Source organism: Microcoleus sp. Pol12B3, assembly GCF_036701355.1.
Classification (GTDB): domain Bacteria; phylum Cyanobacteriota; class Cyanobacteriia; order Cyanobacteriales; family Microcoleaceae; genus Microcoleus.
Genome location: NZ_JAUBQS010000047.1, coordinates 15,744 through 33,518, shown reverse-complemented (window position 1 = coordinate 33,518; position 17,775 = coordinate 15,744). Strand labels below are relative to the sequence as shown.

8 protein-coding genes are annotated in these 17,775 nt (G+C 42.2%); 4 read left to right on the top strand and 4 right to left on the bottom strand.

Annotation, left to right across the window (positions count from 1 at the left end; genetic code table 11):
• Nucleotides 1-17: 17 nt before the first annotated feature.
• From QUA53_RS21095 to QUA53_RS21085, 3 genes are all read left to right on the top strand, one after another.
• A complete protein-coding gene (locus QUA53_RS21095; RefSeq protein WP_333099621.1) occupies nucleotides 18-5,375 on the top strand; it encodes a glycosyltransferase in 5,358 nt (1,785 codons plus the stop codon).
• A gap of 138 nt (nucleotides 5,376-5,513) precedes the next feature.
• Complete coding sequence (locus tag QUA53_RS21090) at nucleotides 5,514-6,242, top strand: class I SAM-dependent methyltransferase (protein ID WP_333099622.1); 729 nt, start codon at nucleotides 5,514-5,516, stop codon at nucleotides 6,240-6,242.
• A gap of 134 nt (nucleotides 6,243-6,376) precedes the next feature.
• Nucleotides 6,377-7,657, top strand: coding sequence for a glycosyltransferase family 4 protein (locus tag QUA53_RS21085; RefSeq protein WP_333073645.1), 1,281 nt, complete (start codon nucleotides 6,377-6,379; stop codon nucleotides 7,655-7,657).
• Between the two features lie 387 nt (nucleotides 7,658-8,044).
• Here QUA53_RS21085 and QUA53_RS21080 read toward each other — a convergent pair whose 3' ends face one another.
• Both QUA53_RS21080 and QUA53_RS21075 read right to left on the bottom strand, forming a co-directional pair.
• Nucleotides 8,045-9,592: a response regulator gene (locus tag QUA53_RS21080; protein ID WP_333099624.1), complete on the bottom strand. Its 1,548-nt coding sequence runs from the start codon at nucleotides 9,590-9,592 to the stop codon at nucleotides 8,045-8,047.
• The gene (locus QUA53_RS21075) at nucleotides 9,592-15,519 is read right to left on the bottom strand and encodes an AAA family ATPase (protein WP_333099625.1); all 5,928 of its coding nucleotides are present in this window, start codon (nucleotides 15,517-15,519) and stop codon (nucleotides 9,592-9,594) included. Before QUA53_RS21075 ends, QUA53_RS21080 begins: the two co-directional genes overlap by 1 nt.
• Nucleotides 15,520-16,005: 486 nt before the next feature.
• Between QUA53_RS21075 and QUA53_RS21070 the strand changes: the two genes are divergently transcribed.
• Nucleotides 16,006-16,641, top strand: coding sequence for a DUF1802 family protein (locus QUA53_RS21070; protein ID WP_333099626.1), 636 nt, complete (start codon nucleotides 16,006-16,008; stop codon nucleotides 16,639-16,641).
• Here QUA53_RS21070 and QUA53_RS21065 read toward each other — a convergent pair.
• Both QUA53_RS21065 and QUA53_RS21060 read right to left on the bottom strand, forming a co-directional pair.
• Nucleotides 16,628-17,278 carry an ABC transporter permease gene (locus QUA53_RS21065; protein ID WP_333099627.1) on the bottom strand — a complete coding sequence of 217 codons (651 nt, stop codon included), beginning with the start codon at nucleotides 17,276-17,278 and terminating at the stop codon, nucleotides 16,628-16,630. The genes QUA53_RS21070 and QUA53_RS21065 overlap by 14 nt on opposite strands.
• 33 nt (nucleotides 17,279-17,311) lie before the next feature.
• Entirely contained in the window at nucleotides 17,312-17,761 is a 450-nt protein-coding gene (locus tag QUA53_RS21060) for a DUF29 domain-containing protein (protein WP_333099628.1), read from the bottom strand.
• Nucleotides 17,762-17,775 lie beyond the last annotated feature (14 nt).

Genomic DNA, 17,775 nt, shown 5'->3' with positions numbered 1-17,775 from the left:
GGCGAGGGAGAGAAATTGTGAGTACAAATGACAGCAAACCGTCGGTTTTTATTGTTACCGGAATGCACCGTTCCGGTACGTCTTTAACAGCTTCTTTGTTTCAGAAAGTCGGGGTTGATATTGGCAAAAAATTAGTGGGCCCGGCCGACGGAAATGTGAAAGGTCATTTCGAGAATGTTGATTTTGTGGAGTTTCACAAAAGTGTTTTGCGATCGCACGGTATTGATGAACTCGGATGTACGTTTGAAAAAACGATTCCGGTAGCAGCGGAATACGTGGAAATCGCCAAAAGGGCGATCGACCAAAACCAACAAACTCACAAACATTGGGGTTGGAAAGACCCGCGAACAGCCCTTTTTTGGGATTTTTGGCTGACTTTACTCCCTGAAGCTAATTTTATCTGTGTTTATCGATCGCCCTGGGAAGTAGTCGATTCCCTTTACCGCCGGGGAACCGATTTCAGCTTGCTGCAAAATCCCGAAATGGCAGTAAAAATGTGGATTCACTACAATCAAAAAGTTTTAGAACTTTACGAACGTTTTCCCCATCGCTGTCTGCTAGCCAACGTTTACCCCATCGGCCACACTCCCGAACTTTTTATCGAACGAGTAAACGAAAAATTTAATGTTAACTTAAGTGCAATACCGGGCGACAATTTTGAAGAATCTTTATTAGTCAACGATATTGTCAAAAGTCACAGACCGAGTTTAATAGAAAAATATTTTCCCGAAGCATTAGAACTATATGAACTTTTGGAAACCCAAGCTGGCAATCTGAGCAGCGAATCGAAAGGTGCGATCGATCGAGTTATTCATTTCCCAGCATCTCCAATCTGGCCATTTGAAGATTGGCTAAAAATCCGCTTGCTCGAAAAACAGCAAAAAACTAGCTCTTCAGAACTCAAACAGTGGCAAGAACAATTTCACCAGGCCCAGGCAAAAGTGTTGGGATTAGAGGCAGAATTAGGAGAAACTCAAGTACAGCTTGCAGGCAAAGAATCAAATTTTCAAGAAGCTTTAGCAAAACTCCTCGGATTAGAAACAGAATTAGGACAAACTCAGGTACAGCTTGCAGGCAAAGAATCACAATTTCAAGAAGCTTTAACAAAAGTCTTAAAATTAGAAGCAGAATTAGGGCAAACTCAGGTACAGCTTGCAGGCAAAGAATCGCAATTTCAAGAAGCGTTAGCGAAACTCCTCGGATTAGAAACAGAATTAGGACAAACTCAGGTACAGCTTGCAGGCAAAGAATCGCAATTTCAAACAGCTTTAGCGAAAGTATTAGAATTAGAAGCAGAATTAGGGCAAACTCAGGTACAATCTGAAGAGACTGAATTTATATTGCAGCAAAAGTTAGCTGAGTTAATTCAGCTAGAAACAGCACAAACTCAAAATCAGGAAAGATTAAAGGATACTCTGGAAAAATTAGAAAATTCCCGCCAGGAAAATGAAACTTTTCGGGCAGAACTTGCCATAATCAAGTCTTCAATATGGTGGCAAGTGAGAGAAAAGTTGTGGGAAGTTCAGCGCAAAATCCGCGACTTGTTCCCTAAATTTATTTTTTCGTTAGATCAACCTACTACTTGGCAAGTTTGCGATTCCAACCTGCTAATTGTCGGCTGGGTTTTTCACCAAAAAAGAGATACTACAGCAGTTCGCGCCAGAATTAAAGACCAGAGTTTTGCAGGCGTTTACGGCATAGATAGAAGTGATATAGCGCAAGCACACTCTAATATTGCCGCTGCGAAGAAATCAGGTTTTACTATTGAATTGGAAGCGCCTGCAGGACGACACGAAGTGCTACTGGAAGCGCAAGACGCTCGAGGTCAATGGCATCTTTTGGCAGCTTATCCGTTGTTAGTTTCAACGATTCAAGCATCGTTAGATGTACCAGTAGTGTGGGAACAGCGTCAGGGTCAAATTTTGTTTGCAGGTTGGTGCTGCCACCACGATCGCAAAATTGCTAAATTAAGCTTGTTGTGCGGCGATACTTCTGTAGAATGCGCCTACGGTTTGCGGCGAAAAGATGTCGGCGAAGTGTTTCCTGACTGGGTTAACAGTTCGGAAAGCGGTTTTGAGGCCCTTGTCGATTTGCCGCCAGGGGAATGGCACGTGTCTCTGCAAGCTGAGTTAGAAACCGGGGAAATTTTGTCTTTTCAAGCGCCTAAAAAATTGACTGTGCGGCGCTACCATATCTGGCAGCGAAGTGCAGATAAATTTGAGGAGTTATCAAGGTTTACAGCCGCAATTCAGCAGCGGGCGAAGGAAAGAAAACAGCGTCTCGGCAGAATTGTGCCGATGCCTTGGGAAATTGTGAAGGTGATTCGCCAGTTGGGGAAGATTTATCGGCAGCAAAAACAGTTTACTGCGCCGGGAGATTTGCTGCCACCTGCGGGTTTTGTGGTGCCTCAACCCATTGATAGATATGACGCATGGCTGGAGGTGAATCAGTGGAACGATCGCGCGCGCGATTACTTGATTTCTAGGTTAAAATCCTGCAGGGAACCCCTGCCAAAAATTTCGGTAGTAATGCCAGTTTACAACCCGCAGATAGATTTTCTCGAAAGTGCGATCGATAGCGTAATCAATCAAGTTTATGCCAACTGGGAACTCTGCATTGCCGACGATTGCAGCACCGATTTCACTGTTGCTGACACTTTGAAAAACTGGGTTCAAAAGGACGATCGTATCCGCATCACCTTTCGTACAGAAAACGGAAACATCAGCGCAGCCACCAACAGCGCCGCCGCCCTCGCAACAGGCGACATCATCCTGTTTTTAGACAACGACGACGAACTAACTCCCGACGCATTAGGCGAAGTCGCCTTATATTTTGCCTCGCATCCAGCCACCGATTTTCTATACTCAGACGACGACAAAATCGACACTAAAGGTCGCCGATTTGCCCCCCAATTCAAACCGGAATGGTCGCCGGAACTGCTGCTTTCCTATATGTATCTCGGTCATTTGTGCGCCGTAAAAAGACACATTTTTGAAGAAATAGGAGGTTTGCGGATAGGTCTTGAAGGCTCGCAAGATTACGACTTTGCCTTGAGAGCCACCGAAATTTCTCGCCACGTCGCGCACCTGCCGTTAGTGCTGTATCACTGGCGAACCGCACCCGGTTCTACCGCCATATCTGGGGCGGCAAAACCCGCCAGTTTTGCCGCCGGTCAACAAGCCATTCAAGACGCACTAAACCGCCGAAAAATTAATGGCAATGTCGCTCAGCACGCATGGGCGATTAAAGAAAATTTGGGCATATTTGCCCAGGATTTCCCGGATAATGGTCCATCAGTAACCGTAATTATTCCTACTAAGAATCAGCTTAAATTGCTGAAAGCCTGTCTGGATTCTCTAGAAACTACAACCTATAAAAATTATCAAGTTGCCGTCATCGACAACGAAAGCGACGACCCGAAAACTCTGGAATATTTAAAGCAATTAAATTGCCAAGTTTTGCATATAAAAAATCCTGGTGGTAAGTTTAGTTTTGCAGCAATTAACAACCGCGCTGCCGAACAAGTTGATAGCGAATATGTGTTGTTTTTGAACAACGATACTGAAGTAATTAACCCCCGCTGGCTGAGTCAAATGGTGGGATACGCTCAAATCCCTGGCGTGGGTGCAGTCGGCGCGAGGCTGTTATATCCAGACGGCAGAATTCAGCACGCGGGCGTAATTCACGGTCTCCATCACGGTTTGGCGGGTCACGCTTTTAAGCTGATGAACAGCGAAAATCGAGGCTATCTTTCTCAAGCGATGGTAACGCGAAATTACTCTGCGGTAACAGCCGCTTGCACGATTACTCCGCGTCAATTGTTCTTAGAATTGGGCGGTTTTGATGAGGATAATTTTGCTGTTGCTTACAATGATGCAGATTACGGATATCGGCTGTTAGAACGGGGTTATCGGTGTGTATACTGTCCCGATGCGGAGTTATTGCACAAAGAGGGAACTTCTAGGGGTTTTACCGACAATCCTCAAGAAGTGGGGGCTTTTAGGCGCAAGTATGCGGGTAAAAATGACAGTTTTTACAGTCCTCACTTGTCTTTAGAAGATGAGTATTTTCATATTCAACCTCGACGGGTTTTTATGAAAGAAGAAGGAAGTGCGGCAACAAGCAATGTACGGGATGTAACTGATGTAACTGATGTCAGGAACAAGGAAGAATTAGAATTTGCTGAGTGTGGTTGGTTATCAGTAGCAAACAGTTCTATCCATCCTATCAAAGTTTTAATGTGCAGCAATTCGCTGGATTTCACTGGTGCGCCGCTGCATCAGTACGAAATCGCGGTGAAATTGGCGACTGAGGGTATGATTAAGCCGATCGTACTTTGCACAACAGACGGGCCCCTGCGTCAAGCTTACCAACAGCAGGGAATTGAAGTAATTGTGCGCGACAATCCTCTCGAACACATCTACCAGCGCGATGCTTATGATGAAGCCATCCGCAGTTTTAGCACAGAAATTGCAGGTTTAAAAGTAGATGCAATTTATGCCAATACTTTAGAAAACTTTTTTGTAGTTGATGCGGCGCACCAAATCGGAATTCCTGTGGTGTGGAACGTGCACGAAAGCGAACCTTGGCAAACTTATTTTAACAGGTTTGGTTCGGAGATTGCGGCAAGAGCTTTAGAGTGTTTTCGCTTTCCTTACAAGGTAATTTTTGTGGCGGATGCAACGCGGGACAGGTATTTGCCTCTCAACAGCCACCATAATTTTACGGTGATTCACAACGGCTTAGATTTGAGCAAACTGGAAAATTCACAGAATTCTGAATTGGCTAGAAAAACTTTAGGTGTTGCAGCGGAAGACGTGGTTATTTTGCTGCTGGGAACGGTATGCGAACGCAAAGGTCAGCAGGATTTAGTTAAAGCACTTTCACTTTTGCCTGACAAATGGCACAATAAAATTAGGTGTTTTATTGTGGGCGATCGCCCGAGTATTTACAGCAATAAATTAGCCGAGTTAGTGGGGGAATTACCAGAAGAGTTGCGGCAAAGGGTGACAGTAGTCCCGGAAACTGGGGAGACGGGAAAATATTACAAATCGGCGGATATTTTTGTTTGCACTTCTCGCGTCGAAAGTTTTCCTAGAGTGATTTTGGAGGCAATGGCTTGCGATTTGCCAATTGTTACATCGCCGGTTTTTGGGATTAAAGAACAAGTGAGACCTGGAATTAATGGTTTGTTTTATACGCCCGATCGCCCGGATGAATTAGTTGCAGCTTTGATTACTTTATTGGAGGATAAACTATTGCGACAGCAGTTAGCTGAAAATGCTAAATATGTCTTGGATTCACTTAATACTTTTGAGGAAATGACTCAAGCTTATGCAGAGATTTTCTGCGAAGCATATTTCAGCCGTCATTAGTCATGTTACAGTGCCAGCCTCCGCCCCAGTGAAGGGCAGTAACTCACCTCGTAGACTTTTGGCAGGATTTAATATAATTTGCCAAGAATTGCGGAACCTATTGAAAATTGAGCCATCAATACTATAAAATAATCAAAAATGAACGATGAAAAAATGACCGATCGCCCAAGAGTAGATTATGAAAGGGCATGGGACAGTTACGCCCAACAGTGGCAAAAAACTAATGCCGAACTTGCCCATATTGGCGACGAATGGATAGGTAAAGCTGCAGGTGCCGCCAACTCCTTAGCCGAATACGAAGCCCTGATAGAAGAGCAATTTATTGCACCCTACATCAAAAAAGAACATAGGGTATTAGAAATTGGTATTGGCGGCGGAAAAACTGGTTCGCTGCTGCTGAAATATTGCGATCGACTAATTTGTGCGGACATTTCCAGTCAAATGCTGCAAGCGGCGCGATCGCGCTTGGGAGACGATCGCGTTTCTTACGTCAAACTCGACGGTTTAACATTAGACGGCATTGCCCCCGGTTCAGCCGATGTCTGCTTTTGTTACGATACAATGGTACACGTAGAGCCGGTAGATATATTCAACTATCTGACTCGAATTCCCAAACTGCTGCGAGGCGATCGAATTTGCGTGTTTCACCACACAAATATTTTTAGCGAATTAGGGTGGCAAAAATTCGCCACCGAGTGGGACAAAAACTTGCTAGGGCACAGAGACGGCACAGCCTTTTCAGTTATGACTGATACAATTATGGAAAAATTTCTCCATCATTTAAACTATGAAATCATCCTGAAAAATACATCTTCTGTACCGCGAGATTGCGTCTGGATCTGCAAAGCACCAACCCCCAATGAATAAAACCAAAGCTTTTTAGGTGAATCAATGAATAAAACCAAAGCTTTTTAGGTGAATCCAAATATTTTATTCCAACTAATGACATAAAACAGTCACCAGTTAACAGAAAACAGTCAACAGACAACAGACAACAGTCAATGAAAGCATTATTTCTCCATCCCAACTTTCCCGCCCAATACCGCCACATTATCACGGCTTTAGGCGCCGATCCCAAAAATCAAATTGTTTTCGGCACTAAAAACGAGCGCCCAGAGTGGAACATTCCCGGCGTTCGCAAAGCAGCATTTACCCCCAGCCGGGAACCCCACGCCCAGACTCACCAATACGTCCGCCCTTTAGAAAGTGCCGTCATCTACGGACAAGCCGTATTTAGAATGGCAGAACAACTCAAAGCAGATGGTTTTGTCCCCGATATTATCTGCGGACATTCCGGTTGGGGGCCGACATTGTTTGTCAAAGAAGCCTTTCCAAATACGCCGCTTTTGTGCTATTTCGAGTGGTTTTATCATGCTATTGGTTCAGACGCAGATTTCGACCCAGCGGAACCTTTAACAGTTGACGATATGGCTAGAATTAGAATCAAAAATGCGCCGATTCTGATCGATTTATATTCTTGTGATTGGGGTTTGTCTCCCACTTATTGGCAGCGATCGCAATTCCCGCCCGAACTACAACAAAAATTATCCACACTCCACGACGGCGTAGATACCGATTACTTCAAACCAGACCCCGGTGCTAAACTGGTTTTACCTAACTTAGACTTGTCTGGCGTGGATGAAATTGTCACCTACGTATCGCGGGGAATGGAACCTTACCGGGGTTTTCCTGAATTCATTGAGTCGATCGCCTATGTGCAAGAACGCCGCCCCAACTGTCACGTCGTAATCGTTGGTTCCGAAAGAGTTTGTTACGGGCGTTCTTTACCCAACGGCGAGTCTTACAAAGATTATATGCTCAAAAAAGTCCCCCTAGACTTGTCGCGAGTTCACTTTGTCGGACCCCTACCTTACGGACTGTATTTAAAAGTAATTCAAGCATCCGACGTACACGTTTATTTGACCAGACCTTTTGTGCTATCTTGGTCCATGATTGAATCTCTATCAACCGGATGTTTAGTAATCGGTTCCGACACAGGACCAGTCAGAGAAGTTATCCGCGACGGAGAAAACGGTTTGCTAGTCGATTACTTCTCACCGAAACAAGTAGCCGATCGCATTGATGAAGTTTTAGACCATCCTACCCGCATGGCAGAAATTCGCATCAAAGCCCGTCAAACCGCTCTAGAACGCTACAGTTTAGCTAAAATGCTGCCGCAACATTTACAACTAATTGAGCAAGTAGCAAATCGTTCCATGCCACCTACAGTTGGTATGGAACCAGAACGGGAATTAGCAGCATCTTTTGCAGTGAGAATTTAGCAATAAAGTTGTTCCGCACTAAACGTCTGGTCATCAGCTCTTCTGTGCGACTAAACCGCACAGGAGACTCCACCCAATAGACGATAAACATCGGAACATCTGGACGTTTTAGTTCCCCAATTAAATAATTTGACAGCTCTGAAGTTTGAATTCAGTTGTACTTAATCGGGTAGCTGAAAAACCCTGATTACGGTCTTGAGTAATTATGATTGCCACCTCCTCAATTTACGCACATTTACCCTCTGTTTGGTCAGCTTTGAGAATAGCTATATTTTATAGATTTGTGCACGGGCTGCAAGAAAAGATGGACGTATTTATTGCGTATCAAGCCCGTTTGGGACTTATTTGGGCTTAAAATTTGTTTAAGTCCTGTTAAGTTAAAATCAACTAAGAAATACCCAAAGCTGTTTCAGACATCGTAATTAAATTATTTTTAGCAAAATTTTTCTGGTGAATTGGAATATCAATAATAAAGATTGCCCCCTGATTAGGAGATGAAATACAATTGAGCTGGCCCCCGTGTTTATCCACTACAATCTGATGGGAAATTGACAGCCCAATACCAGTACCCTTCCCGATAGGTTTAGTAGTAAAAAATGGCTCAAATAGGTGTTGGCTAATTTCTTCTGTCATACCAGGCCCGTTATCCTTAAAATAAATTAACACTCGATTAGATTCCGTGACCTCAGTGCGAATGAAAATCTGAGAAGGATTAGCTTTCATTTCACTTAACGAGCGCGTCGCATTATAATCATCTATGGCATCAATAGCATTAGCAACAAGATTCATAAACACCTGGTTAAGCTGACCCCCATAACACTCTACCAGAGGCAGATTGCCGAATTCTTTTATCACCTCAATTGCAGGTCGATCGCCCCTTCCTTTAACACGGTTATGCAAAATTAACAGAGTGCTATCAATACCCTGGTGAATATCCACTGGTTTCATCTCAGATTCATCCAATCGCGAGAAGATTCGCAGCGACTGAACAATTTCGCGAATTCGGTCTACACCTACCTTCATTGAACTCAACAATTTAGGTAAGTCTTCCACCAAAAAATCTAGTTCTATTTCGTCTATTTTCTGTTCAACTTTTGGACCTGCCTCCGGGAATTCTTGGTGATAAAGATTGACTAGATCGATCAAATTTTGGGTATAATCATGAGCGTAAGAAACATTCCCAAAAATAAAATTAACTGGATTATTGATTTCATGGGCTACACCTGCAACAAGCTGACCTAGAGAAGACATTTTTTCGCTCTGCACAAGTTTAGTCTGCGTGATTTGTAATTCTCGAAAAGCCTTTTCTAAACAATTAGTTTGGCTTCGCAATTGAGCTTCCGATTGTTGCAATCCCGCCTCTGCTTGCAGACGCTCTTGAATCTCCTGTTTGAGCAATTGATTGGATTGCAAAAGTTCAGCCGTCCTTTCCTCCACTCGCCTTTCCAACTCCGATGCCAGCTTCAACAGCGAGGATTCCGCTTCGACACGCTGTTCGATTTCTGCTTGCAAACACACATTTTTCTCTAGGAGTTTTTTCGACAGGTTGCGGAGCTTCATGTGGACATTAACACGAGCTAAAACTTCTTCATGCTGAAGAGGCTTAGTAATATAATCCACCGCACCAAGACTCAAACCTTTAACCTTATCCACCGTGTCAGCAAGAGCAGTCATAAAAATCACGGGAATGTCTCTCGTTAAATCATTCGCTTTCAAACGGCGACAAGTTTCAAACCCATCTATTCCGGGCATGAGCACATCCAACAGGATCAGATCCGGTGGGGCATATTCTACCTTCTGGAGAGCACTTTGCCCATCCCTAGCTACCAATACCTTGAAGCCAAAATCTGCCAAAAAATCGAACAGGACACCTAAATTAGTCGGAGTGTCATCTACGATTAAAATTGTGCTTTGTTCGAGAAGTTCGTTATTCATTATTTGGCAATCCTATATTTCTTAATAAACTCCAAGATTTGTTGTTCTTCAAATCCTTTCACTAACTGGCGTAGATGGGTAGCAAAGGGCCCCCATTGCTCATTGAGTTCTTCTAACTTTTTAGCTTCCTCCCCAATAGCTCGAAGATCGCCCATCATCGCTAAATTGAATAAAACGGCGATTACCTCATCGGGGGGAGCTAAGATTTCAGAACTTAGAGATTTTTTTTCTCCTTCTGCTTTCCTAATTTCTTTCAGATTTTCTTCATAAATCCATTCTAACCCTAAATGAGTACGTAATTTTTCTAAAAGCTCCTCGATTCCTATGGGTTTGGGAATAAAATCATTGCAACCTACCTCGACACTTTGTTGTCGATCAAAATCAAAAACGCTGGCAGAAGTAGCAATCACCACTAACTTAGCCTGATCTAGTGATTTGCGAATCCGGCGCGTTGCTTCTAAGCCACTCATTACGGGCATCATCAAGTCCATTAAAATACAGTCTGGTTTAAACTCGACCACCTTGTTTAAACAGTCCTGACCCTCCGTTGCTTCCAGAATTTCAAATCCTAACGGCTGAAGCATTCCCGCTATGATCGAGCGATTCTGCCACTTGTCATCAGCTATGAGAATTTTTCGCTTTCGGCCTTTGAAACCAACGATTGTGTGGGCATTGGCTTTGGCTGCATTAGTCTCCCATTCCGATACCTCTGGCAAATCTAAATCGAACGAGAAAACGCTCCCTTGTCCTAATGTACTATTCACCTTTATTTCACCGCCCATCATCTGGACTAATTGGCGGCTAATTGCCAGTCCCAACCCGGTTCCTTCAACCTTGTGGTGAGTATCTCCTACTTGATGAAAAGGCAAAAATATGTCTTGCAATTGCTCTGGTGCCATACCCAATCCGGTATCTTCCACTTGAAACCGGATTTTGCCCTCCTGATATCCTACTTTGAATACCACCCCACCTTTTTCGGTAAACTTAATCGCATTGCCGAGTAAGTTGATTAAAACTTGCCGCAATCGTTTTTCATCACCCTGGACGGCAATAGGTAGTTGGGTAATGGGCTCGTAAATCAGGGAGATTCCTTTTTGTTCGGCCCGAATATTACAAATTTCAGCGATGCTTTCCAAAAATTGTGAGAAATGGAAATTACTCAAGTGGATTTCCATTTTTCGGGCTTCGATTTTGGACAGGTCTAAAATATCGTTAATCAGGGTTAAGAGGTGATCGCCACACTGACTAATGACGTTCAGACCATCTTTTTGCTGGTCAGCCAAGTTTTTTTGTCGTTTGAGGATTTGCGTGTAACCTAAAATGCCATTAAGTGGCGTTCGGAGTTCGTGGCTCATATTAGCAAGAAACTCACTCTTGGCAGAGTTGGCGGCTTTCGCTAATTCTTCTGCTTTTTGTAAATGGATATTTTTTTCTTGTAACTGTTGCGTTCTTTCTACCACCTTCGCTTCTAAAGTAGCGTTGGCTGCTGCTAAATCGTTATAAAGACGGGCATTTTCAATCGAAATAGCTGCTTGAGAAGATAAAACTTGTAAAACTTCTAAACGGTCGGGAGTAAAAGCACCTGTTGTGAGATTATTTTCTAAGTAAAGAATGCCAGTAAGTTTTCCTTGATGGACGATGGGAGTACATAATACTGACTTGGGTTTTTGGTTGACGATATAAGTATCCGCAGTGAAGGTTCCCTCACAATTCGCATCACTTAATACAACATTTTCCTGAGTTCGGGCAACATAGTTAATCAAAGATATGGGTAGTTGCTGACTGTTTTCCACTGGTATTGTTTGCAGCACTTCTACATCGCTATCTACGCTTCCATAGGCTTCTATTAGTAAAGTTCCAGCTTTTTCTAAGATGAAAATGCCACTTTGAGCGCCCGCATTCTCGATCGCAATTTTCATCAATTTCGCCAACAGCTTACTCAGTACGATTTCACCAGAAAGAGCTTGGGATGCTTTGATCACAGTAGCTAAATCTAGAGATCCTGCACTTCCTCCACTCGTCGAGCTAGCGGTCATAGTCACCGGGCTACCTTGAATTTCGGGCTTTGCTATCCGGGAAAATATTTGAGGATATCTGGCTTCCAAATCTTTGACTATAGCTTTAGCTCCCCAGCGAATATATGCGTAGCGAGCATCGGTTAAATAAATGCGAGCGATTTTATCTTTAGAACGGGAAAAATAAAAGTCTCCTGCTAATTCGTTGGCTAATGCTTCTTCTTGAATATATCCCTGTTCTTTGGCTCCGGCTATAGCGCGATCGTAATAATCGCTCGCTTCTAAAGGTTGTCCCAAAATCCGGGCTTTTTCTGCTTCTACTAAGTCATACTTGTGCTGGAAGTTACTCGGTGCATGGAACGCCCAAGTCTGCATTTTTTCCTGATTTGCTGCTACTGCACTTAGATATTTTTCTTTCTCTTTTGCCGAGGCTTTTGGATACAGGGCTATGAGAGCCAGAGAATGGTAGAAGTTGTAGATACTCATGTGCATTAATCCTGCCCCTGTGTCGGCATATCTTAATGCTAAATCGGCACTCGATACTACTTTATCTGGTTCTTTAAATAGATAAGAGAGGATCATTTTGCCGACATAGTAAGCATAAAGTAACGTCCCATTATTAGAGGCTTCCATTCCTGGGAGTAGTTCTTCTTCATTAAAACTTTCACCTAGTAAACGGTATTTATTTGAGTTTTTGTCTAGTAAATTATCAACTACTTGCTGGTAAAGTTGGACAAATAAAGTATCAAATTTTTGTTTACAATTAATTGTCATGACAACATATTTTGCCTGCTCCTGCTCAAGTTTTTGTAATTCTCTACCGCTTAAAAATAACTGATTGCAATAATTGACTGTACTATGACAAGCAAATTCTATATCTCCATTTTCTAGACCGCTTTGGACAGCCTCTACTAAAGGTTCGAGCGTAGTATTAAGCGGCTCTTTCCAACATCTGATTAAAGAATTAAATACACAAAATATTTTCGATTTAAGAGTGAGTGTGTTAAACCTGTCTAAAAGCAAAATAGCTAGTTTACCAAATTGATATCCAGAATCTATGTTTCCTAATCCTCCACAGAGTAACACTCCATACCAAAGATAAGCAAAAGCAGATTCAGGCGAATTTCCATACTTAATAGACAAGGCTATTTTTGTATAAACAATTGGCGGAAACATCGCAGGGTTTACAATAAAAGCTGGTGTTATAATAAGAGTCAATATTCGCATAGCTGCGAGTTTATCGGGAGCTTTCATTGGAGACAAGTTAGCTAAATCCTCAAAGATTAGTTCTTGAGGGGGTTTTTCCTCTAGGCCAACTCCCAACATTTCTAGAAATGCGATTCCATTATCTATAGATGATTGCATCCTATTTTGAGATATCTCTAATTGAACTTTCAGCTCGTAGACCTTGCCTTTTTCCAGAAGGGTTTTCGCTTGTTTCAGCATCGTCTCAGACAAATGTTGCGATCGCTCAAAGTTAGTGTTTATATATTCAGTTTCGGCTGCTTCCAGATGCAGGTTAAATGTTAGCTCATATTGACTCTCCCAGCTATCCTGATGGAGAAGTCCTAAACCCACATTCAAATATTTGACAGCCGACTCATAAGCTGTGGCTGATTTGGCTTTCTGTCCGGCGATCAGATTGAGTTCTGCCAACTCATATCTTTCCAACTCCAAAGTGATTAAATCGGTCCCGTAATTTAGTTGGTTAACCAGTGCAAAAATATTTTCTTTTCGTTCTTCTGGTCTTGTAGAATGCAGCAGTAGTTGACCGATTTTTAGGTGAGTTTCTTTTTTAAGATAGTCGGGAATTAGAGAATAAGATGCTTGCTGCACTCGATCGTGCAAAAACTTATAAATGACATCAAACTGCTCGGTTGACTTTTGTGTAGATATTTCCGAGTCAAATAGCAGGGGAATTTTGTAGGAATTATTTAGCGGGATAACAAAACCAGCTTGTAGCGCTTCCCATAAATCTCTTGCCGTCTCTGACTGAGATTTTTTATTAGCAATTGCCAAAACTTCTAAACTGAATATGTCTCCTATACAGGCAGCTAATTTTAAGACATTCTGCGTCGGGGACGATAGCTTTTGAATTTGGCTGACCATCAATTCGACGACATTATCGCTGATATCAATGTCTTGAAGCAGTTGGATATCCCACTGCCAACAAACTTGATTGAAATCAAAGGAGAGGAGTTGGTCTTGATAAAGGGATTTGAGCAGTTGAGTTAAGAAGAAGGGATTTCCCTGGGTTTTCTTAAAAACTAACTCAGCCAGAGTCAAAACTTGGGAAATTTTGCTGCGAATGGTTTCGCTCACTAATTGGTTGACATGAGATATATCTAAAGGTTGGAGGATAATATTATTTACTATCGCCCTGGTATGTTGAATTTGCTCTAAAGTATAAATTAAGGGATGAGTGGCACTGACTTCATTATCCCGATAAGCCCCAATTAATAGCAGATATTTACTATTTGGATCGGTCATTATTAGCTGGATAAGCTTAAGCGAAGCTGAATCGGCCCACTGCAAGTCATCCAAAAATATCACTAGGGGGTGTTCGGGTTTACTAAACACCTGTATAAATTTTTGAAACACTCGATTAAATCGGTTTTGAGATTCAGTGGGTCCCAAAGTCGGAACCGCAGGCTGTGGATCAATAATCTTTTCTACTTCGGGAATAACCTCAATAATAATTGACCCATTGCCACCAAGTGCTTGGAGAATTTTAGCTTTCCAACTTGCTATTTGAGCCGAATTTTCAGTGAGCAGTTGCCGCATCAATCCTTGAAATGCTTGAATTAAAGCAGCATAAGGAATATTCCGCTTAAATTGGTCAAATTTACCAGAAATAAAATACCCTCGTGCTCCGACTATAGGTTTATAAACTTCGTTAACTAAGGAAGATTTGCCGATACCTGAATAACCCGAAACTAGCATCATTTCCGTTGTCCCACCACTGACGCGAGCGAAGGCTTCTAGCAAACTAGCAACTTCTCTTTCCCGTCCATAGAGTTTTTGCGGAATCATAAATTGGCTGTAGGAATCTAGTTGACCTATAATAAAGGGGAAAATCTCTCCAGCAGAAAGCATTTGCTGGCAGGTTTCCAAGTCAATTTTTATTCCGAAAGCACTTTGATATCTATCTTCAGCAGTTTTAGATAATAATTTCATTACAATTTCAGAAACTGCATCCGGGATTTCGGGATTCAGCTTTTGAGGTGGTATAGGTGCTTTAGCTATATGGCAATGAACGAATTCCAGGGGGTCTTTTGCGGAAAAAGGTAGTTTACCTGTCAGCATTTCATAAAATGTAATACCGAGGGAGTAAAAGTCGGTGCGGTAGTCAACTGAGCGGTTCATTCTGCCGGTTTGTTCCGGCGACATATAAGCAAGAGTTCCTTCTAATAAGTTGGGATTTGTGATAGTTTGATTTTCTCGCTCTAAAAGAGAAGCAATGCTAAAGTCAATAATTTTTATTTCTTTTGTGTCTGGATCGATTAATATATTTTGGGGTTTAATGTCTTTATGGATAACATTACTCTGATGGATATCTCCAAGAGTTGTTGCTAACTGAATTCCGATTGTTATAAATGCGTTTATAGCCAATGGTTGATTGTTAAGAAAATCTTTCAAAGATTGACCGCTAAAATTTTCTACTATCAGCGCTAAACCGTTATTATAGTTTTCTAACGCTATGGGCTTAACTATTCCTTCACTGTCTAAATGTCTGAGGATTTTATGTTCGTGTCTTAAGCGGGAAATTTCTTCGATTGTCGGATGCTCGGCTTTGAAGGTTTTGATAATTGCTGAGGTTCGATCAATATCTTTGGTGCCGCGATAAATAATAGTATTTACACTTTCGTAAATGGCTTCACTGAGGTTGTAACCGAAAATAGTAATACTCATGTGCGTAATTTCACTAATAAAAAATTGAACAGCAGGCGGTATTTTAGTAAGGATACTGATATTTATGACAGAACCGAATTAAAAAACTATTTTCTATGCACTTTAAAAAAGTATAATCTAAGCTTTTTGAATAATATTTAAATTTTAACAAATCTCAATATGCTTGTTTGGTACTTAATATGCGATAATCTTTAAACTTTATTAAGTATTTAAGTAAACTCCTGAAAAAATTAACGACAAAATTGCTGAATCTACCGGGGGTGATAGTATAGTATAGCTTGGACACAGAAGAGACGATTATTTTATCGGTTAGAGTAATAAAGAAAAAAGTAGGTAGCTCACTATGTAGTCTAACCAATTATTTTCTTTATCAAAATAACGTAGTCTTGCATAGTCAGCACTACCTTATTTTAAGAGGAAGAAATGGCTGTACTTGCTTGAAAGTACCGATTTTTGTTATTTTGGTTAAAACTCAACTAAATTTTTATGAAATCAACTACTAGGGCGCTGAAAGAATGGAATGTAGCAGTTAATGCTTTGGAACAAGGTCAAACGATTGTGCTGTTGCGGAAGGGGGGAATTCGCGAGCAAGCAGGACAGTTCAATGTCACTGACAAACAGGTTTTGCTGTATCCAACTTTTGAACACCAACAGCCGGATTTATTAAAGCCGGAGTTTGCACATCAAGTCAAGACTGTCGAATCTGGCTGGCATCCTGAAGTTATTATAATTGGCAGTTGGGCGGAGATTACGGATGTTTTTTTGGTAGCTTGGGAACCAGCCATTACTGCGTTGTTTCCTTATCATGTTTGGAATGAAAAATTTGTCAGCGATCGCCTGAAATGGAAACAAACTCAGCCAATTTATATTTTATTGCTGCGGGCTTATCGCCTTGCAGAAAGCTGCGAAGTTCCCTACCTTCCTGAATACGGCGGTTGCCGTTCTTGGATCGATTTGGCTGATGCTATTTCGCTGGAGGGAAGCCAAGCTGTTTTGAGCGATCGCGAGTACATTGAACGATCAAATGAAATCCGCAATCTGATAGCAAGTCCTGCGAATGCTTCTGGTTCGCAGAGAGTGACAACGCTAACGGAAGGTAGCCAGGATTTTAGTCCTCATTAATAGTTTTTAAGGTACTTTTCGAGAGGCGCGCTTCTACCAAACCCAGCCCAAAATCCGCAGCTAAGGCCATTAAAGCCGCCGGAATTGCCCCAGCCAAAAGTAACTGATTGTTGACGGTAGCAACGCCACGAAAAATAAACACCCCCAAGCCACCCGCGCCAATTGCAGCGGCGATTGTAGCAAGTCCGATCGCAATTACTGCGGCAACTCGCACCCCCGCCAGAATCACGCCCAGCGCCAGGGGAATTTCCACTTGCCATAACAGTTGCATATCAGTCATCCCCATGCCTCTTCCTGCTTCCGTAATCGCTGGATCGACGCCGACAATACCAGTATAAGTATTGCGGATAATTGGCAGTAAAGAATACAGAGTGAGGGCGATAATTGCCGTGCGATCGCCTATTCCACCCACTACTGGCACCGGGATTAGTAAGCCAAACAAAGCTAAACTGGGAATTGTTTGCATAATATTAGCAAATCCCAAAATCGGCTTTTTCAGTTTTGGTTTTCTGGTGACTAAAATTCCTAGGGGCATCCCCACCATAATAGCGATAAAAATTGCAACAGTTACTAAATATAAGTGTTCACTGGCGCGCTGAATAATCTCAGCGCCATAGCGGTTGATAAAAATTATCATTGGGTAATTCGTTATTACTGATTGCTGTCAATCTTATAAATCATTTTCCATTTCAGGACTTGGTTCCCCAGGATAGAAGCGAGAATCCAGAATTTCCTCTAAGCTGTAAAGGCAATTTTGAGGAAATGTTTTGAGAGGTAAATCGGTTTCTCCTACTGCCAAATCTCTACCGTTTTGATAAGCTTCTTGGAAGTAAGCTTTCAGACTTGGGTTATCTTGTATCAGTCTCTGAGTGTCCCGTCGCTGCACTCGAATTGTAGACAGCCAGGTACGACTCCGCTGCTGGGGCTGATATTGCCACTTCAGCAAATGTCCCAGTAAAATGCTCAAACGATTTCTAAGTTCTTGACGTTCCTGTTTGCCCAAAGATTCAATCTCCTCAATTAAATTTGGCAAGTCAAGTTGGCTCCACTGACACTTGCGAAGTAACTTGGCTTGTTCTTGCGTCCAAGCAGAGAAGTCTGTTTCGTAAAGACTGTGCATCGTTTGATTATCAG

Bases quoted from the DNA above. Each gene is read 5' to 3' on its own strand.
- QUA53_RS21090 (WP_333099622.1), top strand. From the start codon at position 5,514: ATGAACGATGAAAAAATGACCGATCGCCCAAGAGTAGATTATGAAAGG.
- QUA53_RS21085 (WP_333073645.1), top strand. From the start codon at position 6,377: ATGAAAGCATTATTTCTCCATCCCAACTTTCCCGCCCAATACCGCCAC.
- QUA53_RS21080 (WP_333099624.1), bottom strand. From the start codon at position 9,592: ATGAATAACGAACTTCTCGAACAAAGCACAATTTTAATCGTAGATGAC.
- QUA53_RS21075 (WP_333099625.1), bottom strand. From the start codon at position 15,519: ATGAGTATTACTATTTTCGGTTACAACCTCAGTGAAGCCATTTACGAA.
- QUA53_RS21070 (WP_333099626.1), top strand. From the start codon at position 16,006: ATGAAATCAACTACTAGGGCGCTGAAAGAATGGAATGTAGCAGTTAAT.
- QUA53_RS21065 (WP_333099627.1), bottom strand. From the start codon at position 17,278: ATGATAATTTTTATCAACCGCTATGGCGCTGAGATTATTCAGCGCGCC.
- QUA53_RS21060 (WP_333099628.1), bottom strand. From the start codon at position 17,761: ATGCACAGTCTTTACGAAACAGACTTCTCTGCTTGGACGCAAGAACAA.